The organism is Kaarinaea lacus (assembly GCF_975902315.1).
Genome location: NZ_CDLKIE010000241.1, coordinates 1 through 15,861 on the forward strand (window position 1 = coordinate 1; position 15,861 = coordinate 15,861).

Genomic DNA, 15,861 nt, shown 5'->3' on the forward strand with positions numbered 1-15,861 from the left:
CGGCGTTTAAAGACATTGAATAACTCCTAAATAGGGTAAAATTCGCCCCTCTGAAATCATGCCTTAAGGTCAGGCTGAGTGGGCAGGATTAAACAAGGTCTGTAGAACCTTAATTTCAAATGTTAAGTGAATTTTATAAATAGTAGGAGTTATTCAATGTCTTTAAACGCCGAACAAAAAGGCCAGATAATTAGCGATTACAAGCAAGGTGATGCTGATACCGGTTCTCCGGAAGTGCAAGTCGCTTTGTTGTCTGCACGAATTGATGATTTGTCTATGCATTTTAAAGAGCACAAACATGATCATCATTCTCGTCAGGGATTGCTACGTATGGTTAGCAAGCGCCGTAAGTTACTAGACTATCTCAAGAACAAGAACCTTGACCGTTATCGTGAATTAATATCACGTTTGGGATTGCGTCGCTAATATCACGCGTGTCGCCGATTGCAGTTGATGGCCGACAAATGAGACAGCATTTTCCCTGGTTAGCCAGGACTGCAACCATATAATCATCAATATAAACCAAGTAAATCTTAAGGCATTGAGGACATTCTGAAGTGAATCCTACTAAAAAAGAAATCAAATTCGGCGACCAGTTAGTTACGTTAGAAACCGGTGAAATTGCGCGACAAGCCAGTGGTGCTGTGATGGCCAGTCTTGGTGATACCGCTGTACTGGTCACAGCGGTAGCGATGAAGGACACAGAGGAAGGACGCGATTTTTTTCCGTTAACCGTTAATTATCAGGAACGCACTTATGCGGCTGGAAAAATTCCCGGTGGATTTTTCAAACGCGAAGGTCGTCCCACTGAAAAAGAAACACTTACCAGTCGCCTTATCGACAGGCCAATACGTCCGCTTTTTCCTGACGGATTTACCAACGAAGTTCAAATAATTGCAACCGTGGTTTCGCTGGATCCGGAAATTGATCCGGATATTCCCGCCATGATCGGCGCATCAGCATCCCTGGCGATATCAGGTGCACCGTTTAATGGTCCTATTGGTGCTGCTCGTGTCGGCTATAAAGATGGCAATTACTTACTCAATCCAACGGCATCCCAGCTCGAAACCAGTGATCTGGACCTGGTTGTCGCTGGTACCCACAATGCCGTATTGATGGTGGAATCAGAAGCCAACGAATTATCAGAAGAAGTGATGTTGGGCGCAGTTATGTTCGGTCACGAGCAAATGCAGGTGGTTATCAATGGTATTAATGAATTTGCCAAAGAAGCGGGTGCACAAGCCTGGGATTGGCAAGCACCTGAAACAGATGATAGCGCCAATGTCGCTGTTGCAGAATTGGCCGAAAATGATTTTGTTCAGGCCTATCAAATCAAGGAAAAACAGGATCGTTATACCCGTCTGGGTGAAATTCGTTCAGGCATTATTGATAAGCTTTGTAGTGACGAAGATGAAAACAGTCATGATGCCGAAGCTGTCAGAACCGCTATAGAGAAACTGGAAAAGAAAATCGTACGTGGTCAGATTCTGGCAGGTAATCCACGTATTGATGGCCGTGATACTACTTCGGTACGACCTATTACTGTTCGCGTTGGAGTATTACCGCGTACCCATGGTTCAGCGTTGTTTACTCGTGGTGAAACACAGGCTTTGGTGGTAACCACTTTAGGAACCGCACGCGACGCACAAAATATAGACGCCATCGAAGGCGAGCGCAAAGAGCACTTCATGCTGCATTATAATTTTCCTCCATATTGTGTGGGTGAAACCGGTTTTGTTGGCAGCCCGAAACGTCGTGAAATCGGTCATGGACGATTGGCAAAACGCGGTGTGGCTGCGGTTATGCCGGATGTGAATGGCTTCCCATATTCGATTCGTGTGGTGTCAGAGATTACCGAGTCGAACGGTTCCAGTTCCATGGCTTCTGTGTGCGGTACCAGTTTGTCTCTAATGGATGCCGGTGTGCCGACCAAAGCGCCAGTCGCGGGCATCGCGATGGGATTAATTAAGGAAGGCGATAGCTTTGCAGTTTTGTCAGATATCCTGGGCGACGAAGATCATCTTGGCGATATGGATTTTAAAGTGGCTGGTACCGAGAATGGTGTTAGTGCCTTACAAATGGACATTAAGATTGATGGCATAACGAAAGACATTATGGAAAAAGCACTGGCGCAGGCAAAAGACGGACGTTTGCATATTCTGAGTAAAATGAATGAAGTGATTTCAACATCCCGTACCGAAATGTCGGAATTTGCCCCACGTTATATCACGATCAAGATTCATCCGGATAAAATCCGCGATGTAATCGGCAAGGGCGGCGCTACGATTCGACAGATTACTGAGGAAACTGGTGCCAGCATCGATATCGATGATGACGGTACGGTTAAAATTGCTTCGGTAGATAGCGTTGCCGGAAAAGAGGCGCAACGTCGTATCGAGTTGATAACAGCTGACGTGGAAGTGGGTGTTATCTACGAAGGTAAAGTCTCCAAGCTAATGGATTTTGGTGCTTTTGTTACCATTCTTCCTGGCAAAGATGGCCTGGTTCATATATCGCAAATTTCCCATGAACGCGTGGAAAATGTCAGTGACAAGTTATCTGAAGGTGACATTGTTAAGGTCAAAGTCCTGGAAATTGACAAGCAGGGGCGCATACGACTTAGTATGAAAGCCGTGGATGCTGATTAATTGGGCGAGGCAATCACCCAGAACTACAAATAAAAAAGGGCGTAACGCCCTTTTTTTGTGATTATTACCAATGTTTATTACGATAAAGAAGTGCGACTTGAATTCAGGTAACCTGAATATCAATATGTCATACTTAACAATAAGTAGGTAGTTAGGAGATTTCATAGAATGATCAAAAAAGCGGTCTTTCCTGTCGCTGGACTGGGTACACGATTTTTACCAGCTACTAAAGCCAATCCTAAAGAAATGATGCCTGTAGTTGATAAGCCTCTCATTCAGTATGCGGCTGAGGAGGCTATTGCTGCTGGTGTAAGGCAACTTATCTTTGTCACCAGCAGTAGTAAACGGGCAATCGAAGACCATTTTGATAAAAACTACGAACTAGAGTCCGAACTAGAAAAGCGCGAAAAACATGAACTGTTATCCATCGTAAAGGGAATTTTGCCGGAAGGCGTAAGTTGTGTATACATAAGGCAGGCAGAAGCACTTGGGTTGGGGCACGCGGTTCTTTGCGCCAAGGACGTAGTGGGTAAAGAGGCATTCGCGGTAATTCTTGCTGACGATTTGATAGATGATGATAGTAAGGGATGTTTATCCCAGATGGCTGATCAGTATAATCGGTATAGATGCAGTATTCTTGGAGTGGAGCCGGTATCACCAGATGAAACAGACCAATATGGTATCGTGAAAACGGATGATACCAATCAGACTATTGCGAATGTAGAAGCGATTATTGAAAAACCGAAACCGAGTGAGGCGCCATCTAACCTGGGTGTTGTGGGGCGGTATATTTTGACACCTACCATATTTGATCTGCTTGAAAATACAGGAAAAGGTGCGGGTGGCGAAATTCAGTTAACGGATGCCATAGCGCAATTAATGGTAGTCGAGCACGTGAAAGCCTATAAATTTAGCGGCAAACGATATGATTGTGGCAGTAAGCTGGGTTATCTGGAAGCTACCGTAGAGTATGCGTTAAAACATCCCAAGTTGAAGGATGACTTTCTAAAATATTTGCGCAGTTATTGTATCCCGAACCTGGGTTCGCTGGATTCTAAAGACTGATTCTAATGAAGTAATTAATGAATTTTGTCGACTGGCTTCAGCGCCGCATCGATTTCAAGGTTTACCACTTTAAGATTTGCTCTAATTGTTTCTTTGGCATATTTTTTCTTGATCGAAATTTCCAGTAACTCCGCTGCATTTTTTAAGTTGGGTACATCGCAAAAACTGGTGGCACCATGTAACTTGTGAACATGATGATCCATTGTATCAAGGTCGTTGTCCTCAAACGCCTGGTTAATGGATTGTTTGAATCCTGGCAATTCCTTCAACAACATACCATGCATTTCTTCGGTCAGTTCCTGCTTGGACATTGCCAGCTTGTCCTTATGACTATTAATATCGATATACGCTTTCTGCGTTTGATTCGAAGACTGGCTGAAGTCGCTTGATGGCTCTTCAAGGGGAACGCGATGATCATCAGCAATGGTTTTGTCGGTATGTTTTGGAGTGACTTTAGATAAAATCGTATCAATTAAGATTTCTTCATCCACGGGTTTGATGAGCACGTCGTTCATGCCGGCCGCCAGGTAACTGGTTTTGTCTTCAGCGATAGTGTTCGCGGTTAATGCGACGATAGGCGTATTCTGGTTTTCATTGTCAAATTGTCTAATGTGTTTGGTGGCCTCCACGCCATTCATTTCAGGCATTTGAATATCCATCAGAATAAAGTCAAAAACTTCTGATGTTGCTGCGTCCAGTGCGATTTTGCCATTTTCTACAACCCTGGTGGTAGCACCGGCCTGACTCAACAGGATGTCCATCAGGCGGGCATTTATCTCCTGGTCTTCCGCTATTAAAATCTTGATTCCATGGAGAGGTAATTGTTCAGTATCAATTTCCGAGAAGTGCGGTTTAGCCGGTGTTATAGCCGATGTATTACTCTTCGACCTTGTTGTCAGTTTTGGTATGGTTTCCACGTTGGTAAATTTTAGCAATTTATCATCTGGCACCAGCAGCTTGCAGAGCAATTGATGAAACTCACTGTGTTTTACTGGTTTTGGTAATGCCGCATGTATTCCGGCTGCTTTTATCGTAGAAAAAACTTTGGCGTCAGCACTGTTTACCAGGGCTAGAATATTGCATTGGGTTACTTTGCGAATTGATTCAATTTGTCCGGTGAGTATGTTGGCCTGAGTTTCCTGTTGAGACAAACCAAGCACAATCAGATCAAAAGGCGCATTCTTTTCTGCTATTTCAATGTGATTATGTACATCAGAGATGGTCGTTAGCGTAGTGACATCAATAGACCAGCTTTCAAGGAAGTGTTGTATTGCTAGCCGAGACGCCTGATTGGAGTCATACAATAATACTTTAAATCCCGCTAGTGAAACTGGTGCGGTTTCTTGCGTTAGTTGAGGCAGTTGTTTTTCATGTTTGAAGGTAAACCAGAAGGTTGAGCCCTGGTTGATTTTACTGTCAATACCAATTTCACCATTCATCATTTCAGCCAGTGTTTTGGAGATAGTAAGCCCCAGTCCAGTGCCGCCGTATTTGCGCGTTGAAGATGAGTCCACCTGCGAGAAAGTTCTGAATAAACGTTGTTGATCCTCCTGGCTGATGCCTATACCAGAGTCGGTGACCATGATTTTTATCGTGACATTATCGTCATTTTCTTCTTCCAGCATAGTCCGTACTACTACGTCGCCAACTTCCGTAAACTTTATAGCGTTACTAATAAGGTTGGTCAGGATTTGTCGTAATTTGGAAGCGTCACCATGTAACGATAACGGTACATCGCTGTAAATCATGGAAACGAGATTGATGTTTTTATCATAGGCCAACGGGGCGAGCAGGGCGGTGATTTCCTCAATACAGTCTCGCAAATTATACTCTTCACCTTTAAGGGTAACTTTGCCGGCTTCAATTTTGGAAATATCAAGAATATCGTTAATGATGGACAATAAATTGTTTGCGGATTTTTCAATAGTTTCTATATAGTCAAATTGTTCTATTGTAGGATTGGTTTTCTGTAATAATTTAATGAAACCTATAATACCATTCATCGGTGTACGAATTTCATGGCTCATGTTGGCCAGGAATTCCGACTTGACACGACTGGCTAGTAAGGCTTCCTGACGAGCCTCAGAGAGTTCCCTGTTTTGACGTTCCACAACCTGTATTGAACTTAAAAGATCTGAGGTTGCCTGGTCTACTTTTTCCTGTAGCTGTTCTCTCGATTGCCTTAATGACTCTGCCATATTGTTGATATTTCGCTCCAGGGCAAGAAACTCTCCCTTGGAATCCAGCTCCAGTTCGATATCCAGATTACCTTTTTCAATTTCGTTAGCTGCATCCGCGAGTTTTAATATGGGGGATGTGATTTTCTTGCTAATGCGAAACACCAAAAGTGCACAAATGAACAATACGAATGTCGTTACACCAAGGCTGTTGAAAATAATATTATTGGCTTTTATGCGGTGGTTGGCCTGAGATAATTCTATGATAGCCCAGCCTGAAATTTTTCGTGGATCGATGATTTCAGGGAACTCGTGGGGGAAATTAAGCTGGTAATCGCTGAACTTTAAGTCACTCATCGGTTCGTAGTTGGTATAATTAAGAATAGGACGCATAAAGATCAGGTTGTCATTGAATTGTGGTTGCGATGAGTTTTGTTGTGCATCCTGAAAAGATTTTTTACCAGCGAGTGATCTCAATATTACAGCGCCATCGTTATCTGTAATGGTAATTGCAGCAACATCGGTTTCTGCGAGCACAGATTTGGTAACCGGCTTTATTAGCTTCAGGTTTTTGGTTGCTACGCCATAGCTACTGGCAGTGGCAAGTTGGCGAGCCAATGATTCGCCACGGGCTTTAAGTGAATCGGTTAACTCAGAGGTGCGTTGATTGATAAAGAATATGGCAAGCACCACGGCAATCAAAGTCAGTGGTAACAATGAAAGAAACACAAAACGGCGTTGTAGGTCCCAGCTCACCATTTTTCGTCTATGTCTTTACTGGTAGATTCGTGTTATTAATAAAACATCAGCATTGATGGGCAACTTATTGAAATAATGCAGGTTTCAAACACATTTGTCTACTTAGTGTTCGAGGTAAATGGCAATACTAAAACAGTTTACCAATTATAGTTTACAGGTTATTGTGGCCAGGGCATTCGTTAGCAAATTATTTGGTTATTAATCATGGATATACCAACAATTGAATCATTTGTAGGCAATACACCACTCGTGCGCTTGCAGAGGCTGCCTGGTGATACTTCAAATATTATTGCCGTGAAACTGGAGGGCAATAATCCGGCGGGATCCGTCAAGGACCGGCCTGCACTGAACATGATTCGTCAGGCAGAACGTCGAGGCGATGTAAAACCCGGCGACACCTTGATTGAGGCCACCAGCGGTAATACCGGCATTGCCCTGGCGATGGCATCGGCGATTAAGGGCTACAGCATGGTATTGATCATGCCAGAAACGATGAGCGTAGAGAGGCGTAGTACCATGAAAGCCTTTGGTGCGGAAATTATCCTGGTAAGCAAAGAGGAAGGGATGGAGGGTGCCAGGGATTTAGCTTTGCGAATGCAAGCCGAGGGCAAGGGCAAAGTGCTGGATCAGTTTTCCAATACCGATAATCCGCTTGCCCACTATACAGGTACTGCAGAAGAGATCTGGCGAGATACGCAGGGAAAAATTACCCATTTTGTAAGCGCGATGGGTACGACGGGAACTATCATGGGTACTTCCCGTTTTCTCAAGGAAAAAAATCCTGCAATTCAGGTAGTTGGTGTGCAGCCGGAAGAAGGTGCCAGCATTCCCGGTATTCGCCGTTGGCCAGAAGAATACCTACCAAAAATATACGATGCGTCTCGGGTTGATCGCATTATTGATGTATCCCAGGACGATGCCGAAAATATAACACGTGCGTTGGCTGCTCAAGAAGGTATATTCGCCGGAATATCGTCAGGTGGTGCGGTAGCCGCGGCATTAAGCTTATCAAAAGAAATTTCCAACGCGTTGATTGTTGCGATTATTTGCGACAGGGGTGACCGTTATCTATCAACGGGTGTCTTTCCCGCTTAATAATCATTAATTGATACGTAGACCCAATAATTGTGCCAAATTGTTAAATTAGCTCAACATTAATCACATTAGAATCCTTTGATTTAATGCATTAATGAGGTTTAAATTATAGATACAATAATGTTTCATTTAATATTTATTATTTCTCGACTAATTCAAAACTTTTATAGACTTTTTTATCAGGCAACACAGACAATCTGTTGAATACTGCTATCTTGTTAAGAACGCTCGTTCATCTTTTCTTTTGCTTTATTTTTCGACGAAACGTGTAAGCAGCTTCTGAGTGACTGCGAAGTAATCCAGGGATGAGTAAAGGATTTGCAGGTTTATTGATCCTGATCAGTAAACCGTCTGTCAACATTTTCCTTCATCAAATTGCATGAATACACTCTAATGGTTAGTTGTGGTAATTATTTCAGGAGGAAGTGATTATGTCTTCACAAGAGTTTCCTGTAGTAGGGAATTGGTACAGGGATTTTAATCAGCAATTGTTCGAAGTTGTTGCACTTGATGATGCGGACAACTTGATCGAAATTCAATACTTCAACGGTGACATAGACGAAATGGACTATGATGCCTGGTATGGTATGGTTGCGGAAAATGTTCCTCCGCCGGAAGACTGGACTGGTCCATTCGGCGAAGTAGAAACAGATGATTTGGGTTATTCCGACCTGTCTCCTCAATCCAACGGATTTAATATGTCACTGGAAGAGCTAGAATAATTATAAGTTCGTTGTTCTGGGTAGCGTTTAAGCCACGTCAATACAGATAACGATTCGTTCGACTGGTCAGTTTAGCTGATTAGTTCTTAACTAGTGCTGAAACTTTTTGTAGCTGATTCGTTTTGGTTGTGTGTTTTCATCGCCCAGGCGACGTTTCCTGTCCTGTTCGTAATCGGCATAATTACCTTCAAACCAGGTTACCTGGCTATCGCCTTCGAACGCCAACATATGTGTTGCAATGCGATCGAGAAACCAGCGATCATGAGAAATTATTACTGCGCAACCAGGGAAGCTCAGTAATGCTTCTTCCAGAGCACGCAGGGTTTCGACATCAAGATCATTGGTCGGCTCGTCCAATAGTAACAGGTTGCCACCATCAGCTAAAAGCTTTGCCAAATGTACGCGATTTCTTTCACCACCCGATAAATCGCCCACTCGTTTTTGTTGGTCACTGCCACGAAAATTAAAACGACTAACATAAGCGCGTGAATTCAATTCCATGTTGCCTACCACCATGTTGTCGTGGCCACCGGAAACTTCTTCCCAAACGGTCTTGCTGTCATCGAGTGCGTCGCGAGATTGATCCACGTAGGCAATTTTTACCGTGTCACCAATACGCAGTTCACCGCTATCTGGTTTTTCTTTATCCGTTAACATGCGAAACAGCGTGGTTTTACCCGCGCCATTGGGCCCAATTACGCCCACGATGCCACCGCGCGGCAGATTGAATGATAAATCTTCTACCAGTAAACGGTCTCCAAATCCTTTCTTTAAGTGGTTGGCTTCAATAACCAGGTCACCCAGTCGTGGTCCAGGTGGGATAAATAATTCGTTGGTCTGATTACGTTTCTCATAATCCTGCTTGGTCAGGTCTTCAAAGCGAGCCAGTCGGGCTTTGCTTTTTGCATGCCGTCCCTTGGGATTGGTTCTCACCCACTCCAGTTCGGCTTTCATGGCTTTGATACGGGCGTTTTCCTGTTTTTCTTCCTGCTCCAGTCGTTTCTCTTTCTGCTCCAGCCACGAGGAATAATTACCTTCCCAGGGAATACCTTCGCCTCGATCCAGTTCCAGAATCCAGCCTGCCACGTTATCTAAAAAGTATCGATCATGAGTTACAGCAACGACTGTGCCGGGATATTCATGTAAAAAATGTTCTAGCCAGGCAACAGATTCAGCGTCCAGGTGATTGGTGGGTTCGTCAAGCAATAACATATCCGGTTTGGACAATAACAATTTACACAGCGCGACACGGCGACGTTCCCCGCCAGACAACTTACTGACATCTGACTCCCAGGGAGGTAAACGTAACGCATCAGCTGCGATATCCAGGGTGCGTTCCAGTTCCCAGCCATTCGCGGCATCAATGGCATCCTGTAGTTTGCCTTGCTCTTCAAGAAGGGCATTCATTTCATCATCGCTCATCGGTTCGGCGAACTTCATGCTGATTTCGTTAAAACGATCGATGAGTTGTTTGGTTTCCTTGATGCCATCTTCCACATTACCACGCACATCTTTCGCGGGGTCGAGTTCCGGTTCCTGTGGTAAAAATCCAATATTAATGCCTGGCTGAGGTCGGGCTTCGCCAATAATATCTTTGTCAATACCCGCCATGATGCGCAACAGGCTGGATTTACCGGATCCGTTCAGGCCCAATACACCGATTTTTGCACCAGGGAAAAATGACAAGTAGATATCTTTTAGAATTTGACGTTTTGGCGGAACGACTTTGCCGACGCCATTCATGGTGTATATGTACTGGGCCATAGGTCTAATGTGAATCCTTCATGGTTAATAGTTTTCAGGCTAAGCCCGTAAATCTAAGACAACTGATAATGAATGTAAAGGCCGGATTCCCGAAAGCAAACGTTGCAATACTTATCGTGTTTGCAATGCGTTATTGACAAAAAATACGCTATAATAGTGCAGCTTTTATCGGAGGATTTTAATACAGAATGATTCATGCCAACGATGCCATAGAAGAAATGAAAACTATGGGCGACCTGGTGCGCTGGGGAGCCTCGAGTTTTAGCGAAGCTGGACTAAGTTTTGGTCATGGTACCGATAATGCGCTGGACGAAGCGTTTATGCTGGTACGCCATGTACTGCACCTGCCGCATGATGTACCTTCCTATATGATCAACTCAAGACTGACCAAGAATGAGCGCCGGCAAGTGGTGGAGTTATTAATGGAGCGTATTACCACGCGTAAGCCTGCACCGTATTTAATTCAGGAGGCGATGTTTGCCGGAATGCCGTTTTATGTGGATGAGCGGGTACTGATCCCGCGGTCTCCCATTGCCGAATTAATAGAGCAGGGTTTTGCACCCTGGACAGACCCAGACAATGTTCATTCCATTCTGGATTTATGTACGGGTAGCGGTTGTATTGCCATAGCTTGTGCCGCTGCGTTTCCAGGCACCCATGTAACTGCTACAGATAATTCTGTAAATGCCCTGGATGTTGCTGCGATTAATATTGAAAAATATGGTATGCAAGAACAGGTGGAATTACTGAAGTCAGATATTTTTCAAAGCCTGGCAGCATCTCAACAATTCGATATTATTGTCACGAATCCACCTTATGTTGATGCCCAGGACATGGCTGAACTTACACCAGAATTTCTACACGAACCGGGCGAGGCGCTGGCAGCGGGCCCAGATGGTTTGGATATCGTCAGATATATTCTCAAAAATGCCGCAGATTATCTGACAAGTCAGGGTATCCTGGTCGTGGAAGTGGGAAATAGTGATGCGGCACTACTGGAACGGTATCCCGATGTACCTTTCAACTGGCCGGAATTCGCCCACGGTGGTCACGGTGTATTTATCCTTACAAAGCAAGAGCTTGTGGCGCATGCGGAGAGTTTCAATAACGAATAACGACCGCGTAATGGTTGGTATTCAACCATGAAAACCTGCGAGTTCTGCATAGTGCTCAACTTCTCCTGAACATCCCAAATTAGATCAGATTATTCGTTTACCTGCCGATAGTGCTATTGAGCACTATTTTTACATCCTGAATATACCTGAAGATATTTCTTTGAGGCTCTTATGGTCCTGGCTGCAAGACAACGTCTCGAACAATTCATGGCTGGCCTGATTCGTCGAAATCCTGGTGAACATGAGTTTCATCAGGCTGTCCATGAAGTTGCGGAACATATTATTCCGTACATAATCGACAAGCCTGTCTATACCGATGCGCAAATACTGGAGCGCTTGTCAGAACCTGATCGGATCGTTATTTTTCGGGTCTGTTGGGAAGACGACAAAGGCAATGTACGCGCTAATCGAGGATATCGTGTGCAACACAATAACGCCATCGGTCCATATAAAGGTGGAATTCGTTTTCACAGCGATGTGAATTTAAGCACCCTCAAATTTCTCGCATTTGAACAAACCTTTAAAAACAGTCTTACCGGCTTACCCATGGGAGGCGCCAAGGGCGGATCCGATTTTAATCCAAAAGAAAAAAGTGACCGTGAAGTGATGCGCTTTTGTCAGGCGTTTATGACAGAACTTTCGCGACACATCGGCAGTTACATTGATATTCCAGCTGGCGACATTGGTGTGGGGGCGAGGGAAATAAGTTACTTATTTGGTCAGTTTAAACGTATATCGAACACCTTTACAGGCACCATTACTGGCAAGGGTTTGGCATTTGGCGGCAGTTTGATACGTAATGAAGCGACCGGTTACGGCGCTGTTTATTTCATGGAAGATATGTTTAAACACGCGAATAAAACCGTCGATGGCAACATAGCCGTGGTTTCCGGGTCCGGGAATGTTGCACAATTCACCGTGGAAAAACTGCTTCAGATGGGTGTTAAGGTTGTTACAATGTCAGATTCATCCGGTTATGTTTATGATGCTGATGGTATTAACACCGAAAAGCTGGAATTTATAAAGCATTTAAAAAATGTCGAGCGTGGCAGAATATCCACCTACGCGGAAGTATTTGGTGCACAGTACATTGAAGATGAACGTCCGTGGAAGGTACCCTGTCAAATGGCATTCCCTTGCGCCACTCAGAACGAAATCAACAAGGAGGAAGCAGAGCTGCTGGTAAAGAACGGATGTTTTGCCGTAGTAGAAGGATCCAATATGCCATCAGAATGGGACGCTATCGATGTATTTCAGGATGCAAAAATCATGTTTGTCCCCAGTAAAGCGGCTAATGCAGGTGGTGTGGCTGTGTCAGGTTTGGAGTTAACACAAAACAGTATGCGCCTGTCCTGGACACGTGAAGAAACAGATCAGAAGTTACGAAAAATCATGTCAGACATTCATGAACGATGTGTTGAGTTTGGAAAGGAAAGCGATGACTATGTCAACTATCTCAAAGGCGCCAATATCGCTGGATTTATTAAAGTTGCCAATGCAATGATAGCATACGGCGTCATGTAGCGTGCTTACACTTGCTACTTTAGATCTATTGAGTTAAGTGAAATGTCATCGGCTATAATAAAAATGTTATTCTATCTGATGGGTAAAACCATATAATATATTAGCTTTGGCCTTTTCATATTGGTCATGCGTAATAATGCCCTCATCACGTAAGCGACGATGCTCGCTTACCTCAGATGCTTCCATCGCCGCAGCAGGCAAATTATTCTGTGACCTTGCTTTGATTATGTTTTTTATCAGCCCGCTGAAAATTTTCTGAAATTGCGCGCGATTCGGGTTGTTATTAAACAATTCTAATATCGGTATACGGCCATTGAGTGTATAAAATATCCACTTGTTGTTAAAGCTCTTAATGGCCAGGAGCAACATAATGATGGAGCCTGCGGTTAATAATGCAATGGCAGTATTAACATAAGAACTGGACAGAAAAGTAAGGCCAAGATTTTTCAAAACGTACAATGTATATGAAACGACTTCCAGCACCAGGAACGCCGTCAGATATTTCAAGTTGATGTTGTAAACTCGCCTGGGTGCTTCATCAAGTAGTCTCAGGTCAATCATATAGGACCGGGTGTGGTTAGGTGTTTTTTCAGTTAATTTTAAAATTTTCTGGTCAAAGACACAGACTAATCGTTGTTTTTCTTTTAGATTGTTGACTTGCAGAAGTTTCAGGGTAAGTTTTTTTGCGTCATTGTTAACGAGGGGTGATTTTAAATCGCGTGCATTCAGAGCGAGTTTTTCCGCAACGGCTTGTTGGTACATAGTTACTACTCAAAAAATTTAAAACAATTGAATCTGTTCGATCGATCGGTGCGATATACCAATATCGGTAGATTAAGTATGTATATTAACCATACATGAGAGTAGGGGGAACTGGTCAACACATTTGAAACACCGTTATGTGACAGTCGTCACGTATTGAGTGTGCGCGAATTCAAATTAGTTGAATGATGCAAACCCTATGTATTTATGCATCGATGATCATCGATGTTCTAGTTGACTGCAAAATTGTCAAAATATTTGCATCGAGTGGTAAACGCCATCCATGGCGGCTTGCTAAGCGACGTGTTATCCAAACACGCAGGGAAGCGCTACACGCGGGCTCTCGTGATGTATCGAGATTTATGCTGCTTTTTCTGCGGATTTCTTTTCCTTGCTAACCTCTTTTAAATCTGGCTCATCTTTTTTAGTTTCTTCAGTTTCATAATCTTCAGGCTTACGCTGGCGTTCATAGAGGAATTTAAGAACTTCAGCTCGCAGATGATTATAATGAGGATCATCGGCAAGTTTGACGCGTTCGCGAGGGCGAGGCAAGTCTACTTCCAGTATCTCGCCAATAGTCGCAGCTGGTCCATTGGTCATCATGACAATTCGATCTGAGAGTAATACAGCTTCATCAACATCATGGGTGATCATAATTACGGTATTATTTAACCGTGATTGAATTTCGATGAGTGAGTCCTGCATGTGGGCACGAGTTAAAGCATCCAGCGCGCCAAAAGGTTCATCCATTAATAACACCTTCGGTTCCATTGCCAATGCGCGCGCTATACCCACGCGTTGTTTCATGCCGCCGGAGATTTCATCAGGGCGTTTATTCATTGCATGATCCATATGCACCAGGGTCAGGTTGTGTTTTATCCAGTCATCCATTTCTGCCCTGGATTTTTTACCTTTGAATACCTGTTTTACAGCGAGTTCAACATTTTCATAGGCAGTTAACCAGGGTAGTAAAGAATGGTTCTGAAAAACGACAGCTCGGTCGGGACCCGGTTCGTCAACTTCTTTACCGTCCAGTATCACACCGCCTTCTGTTGATTGATATAAACCGGCAACAATGTTTAAAACAGTGGACTTACCGCAGCCAGAGTGGCCAATTAATGAGACGAATTCACCTTCATCTATATTCAAGTTCACTTTATCCAGCGCCTTGAAAGGGCCGTTAGGTGTAGGGAACTCAATGGATACCTGCGTTAATTCTAAATGCTGTTTCATTTTTACTTCTCCAAAATATATTCGCTCTATTTGCGTGATTTTATTGTTTATTGATTGTTATCGAATCACTGCATTTCTATCCCAGGTGACTTTCTTCTGCAGTACTAACATCAGGCGGTCTAACAAAAAGCCTATCAGGCCGATAGCGAAGACGGCTACCATGATGCGGGCCAGAGAATTAGAACTGCCGTTCTGGAACTCATCCCAGACAAACTTGCCCAGGCCCGGGTTTTGCGCCAGCATCTCCGCTGCGATCAATACCATCCAGCCAATCCCCAACGAAACGCGCAATCCGGCAAACATCATGGGAATGGAGGAGGGTATCACTATTTTAAATATGTTAGTTAACCATCCCAGGCGTAATACGCGGCTCACATTAATAAGATCTTTGTCTATCGATGATACACCCACAGTTGTATTGATGATTGTGGGCCACATGCAGCACAACATTACAGTGATTGCTGAAGTTAGAAATGATTTTTCAAACATGGGATCGTCACTGATATAGACAGCACTAACAATCATGGTAACGATGGGTAGCCATGCGAGTGGCGAAACGGGTTTGAAGGTTTGAATCAAGGGATTCAATGCCGTATATATTGTCGTACTCAAGCCGCACACGATGCCAATAGGTATGGCAATGAGTGAAGCCAGTAAAAATCCGGTCGCAACCGTGATTATACTGGTAACGATCTGATCAAAGAATGTGGGTTTACCGGTATAGGGCCTAATTTTGACTTCGGCACTGGGATCTTTTTCAAGTTTCTTGGCGTTGCGTTTTTCCTGCCGTTCGTAAAACGCTTTTTCTTTATCTCTTTCCTCATAGTGCTCATCAACAAGAACCATGGCTTGTTCCCAAACTTTTGCTGGACCAGGAACCTGACCCAGTGAAGTCTCGATTTGAGATGCGACAGCACCCCAGATAAACAGGAAAACACTAATTGCGAAAATTGGTACTCCCAGTTTTCGCATTAAAATTTGTGGTTGTTCGGACCAG

Annotated in this window: 12 protein-coding genes; 7 read left to right on the forward strand and 5 right to left on the reverse strand. The window is 43.9% G+C overall.

The window, feature by feature from the left end; translation table 11 throughout:
- Positions 1-156: 156 nt before the first annotated feature.
- The 3 genes from rpsO to galU all read left to right on the forward strand — a co-directional run bounded on the left by rpsO (position 157) and on the right by galU (position 3,713).
- The gene (gene rpsO, locus ACWVCM_RS07415; protein ID WP_455201092.1) at positions 157-426 is read left to right on the forward strand and encodes a 30S ribosomal protein S15; all 270 of its coding nucleotides are present in this window, start codon (positions 157-159) and stop codon (positions 424-426) included.
- Positions 427-557: 131 nt separating this feature from the next.
- A complete protein-coding gene (gene pnp / locus ACWVCM_RS07420; protein ID WP_455201093.1) occupies positions 558-2,648 on the forward strand; it encodes a polyribonucleotide nucleotidyltransferase in 2,091 nt (696 codons plus the stop codon).
- 168 nt (positions 2,649-2,816) lie between these two features.
- Positions 2,817-3,713: a UTP--glucose-1-phosphate uridylyltransferase GalU gene (gene galU / locus ACWVCM_RS07425; RefSeq protein WP_455201094.1), complete on the forward strand. Its 897-nt coding sequence runs from the start codon at positions 2,817-2,819 to the stop codon at positions 3,711-3,713.
- 14 nt (positions 3,714-3,727) lie between these two features.
- On the opposite strand, the gene ACWVCM_RS07430 is transcribed toward galU, so the two are convergent.
- Positions 3,728-6,649 carry a response regulator gene (locus ACWVCM_RS07430; RefSeq protein ID WP_455201095.1) on the reverse strand — a complete coding sequence of 974 codons (2,922 nt, stop codon included), beginning with the start codon at positions 6,647-6,649 and terminating at the stop codon, positions 3,728-3,730.
- A 204-nt stretch (positions 6,650-6,853) separates the two neighbouring features.
- On the opposite strand from ACWVCM_RS07430, the gene cysM reads away from it, so the two are divergent.
- Positions 6,854-7,744 (forward strand): cysteine synthase CysM, encoded by an 891-nt coding sequence (gene cysM / locus ACWVCM_RS07435; protein ID WP_455201096.1) that lies wholly within the window; start codon positions 6,854-6,856, stop codon positions 7,742-7,744.
- Positions 7,745-8,175: 431 nt separating this feature from the next.
- The gene (locus ACWVCM_RS07440) at positions 8,176-8,466 is read left to right on the forward strand and encodes a DUF6763 family protein (RefSeq protein WP_455201097.1); all 291 of its coding nucleotides are present in this window, start codon (positions 8,176-8,178) and stop codon (positions 8,464-8,466) included.
- Positions 8,467-8,556: 90 nt separating this feature from the next.
- Here the strand turns inward: ACWVCM_RS07440 and ettA are convergent, their stop codons facing one another.
- Positions 8,557-10,230 carry an energy-dependent translational throttle protein EttA gene (gene ettA / locus ACWVCM_RS07445; RefSeq protein ID WP_455201098.1) on the reverse strand — a complete coding sequence of 558 codons (1,674 nt, stop codon included), beginning with the start codon at positions 10,228-10,230 and terminating at the stop codon, positions 8,557-8,559.
- A 188-nt stretch (positions 10,231-10,418) separates the two neighbouring features.
- Here ettA and prmB point away from each other — a divergent pair, with 188 nt between their 5' ends.
- Together prmB and gdhA are read left to right on the forward strand one after the other, a co-directional pair.
- Positions 10,419-11,345, forward strand: a complete 927-nt coding sequence (prmB, locus tag ACWVCM_RS07450; RefSeq protein ID WP_455201099.1) for a 50S ribosomal protein L3 N(5)-glutamine methyltransferase — start codon at positions 10,419-10,421, stop codon at positions 11,343-11,345.
- Positions 11,346-11,516: 171 nt separating this feature from the next.
- Positions 11,517-12,869, forward strand: a complete 1,353-nt coding sequence (gdhA, locus tag ACWVCM_RS07455) for an NADP-specific glutamate dehydrogenase (protein WP_455201100.1) — start codon at positions 11,517-11,519, stop codon at positions 12,867-12,869.
- Positions 12,870-12,935: 66 nt separating this feature from the next.
- On the opposite strand, the gene ACWVCM_RS07460 is transcribed toward gdhA, so the two are convergent.
- The 3 genes from ACWVCM_RS07460 to ACWVCM_RS07470 form a co-directional block, all read right to left on the reverse strand.
- On the reverse strand, positions 12,936-13,631 hold the full coding sequence (locus ACWVCM_RS07460) for a hypothetical protein (protein ID WP_455201101.1): 696 nt from the start codon (positions 13,629-13,631) through the stop codon (positions 12,936-12,938).
- A 360-nt stretch (positions 13,632-13,991) separates the two neighbouring features.
- On the reverse strand, positions 13,992-14,864 hold the full coding sequence (locus tag ACWVCM_RS07465) for an ABC transporter ATP-binding protein (protein WP_455201102.1): 873 nt from the start codon (positions 14,862-14,864) through the stop codon (positions 13,992-13,994).
- 57 nt (positions 14,865-14,921) lie between these two features.
- On the reverse strand, positions 14,922-15,861 hold a 940-nt coding region (locus ACWVCM_RS07470; protein ID WP_455201103.1), incomplete at its 5' end, for an ABC transporter permease.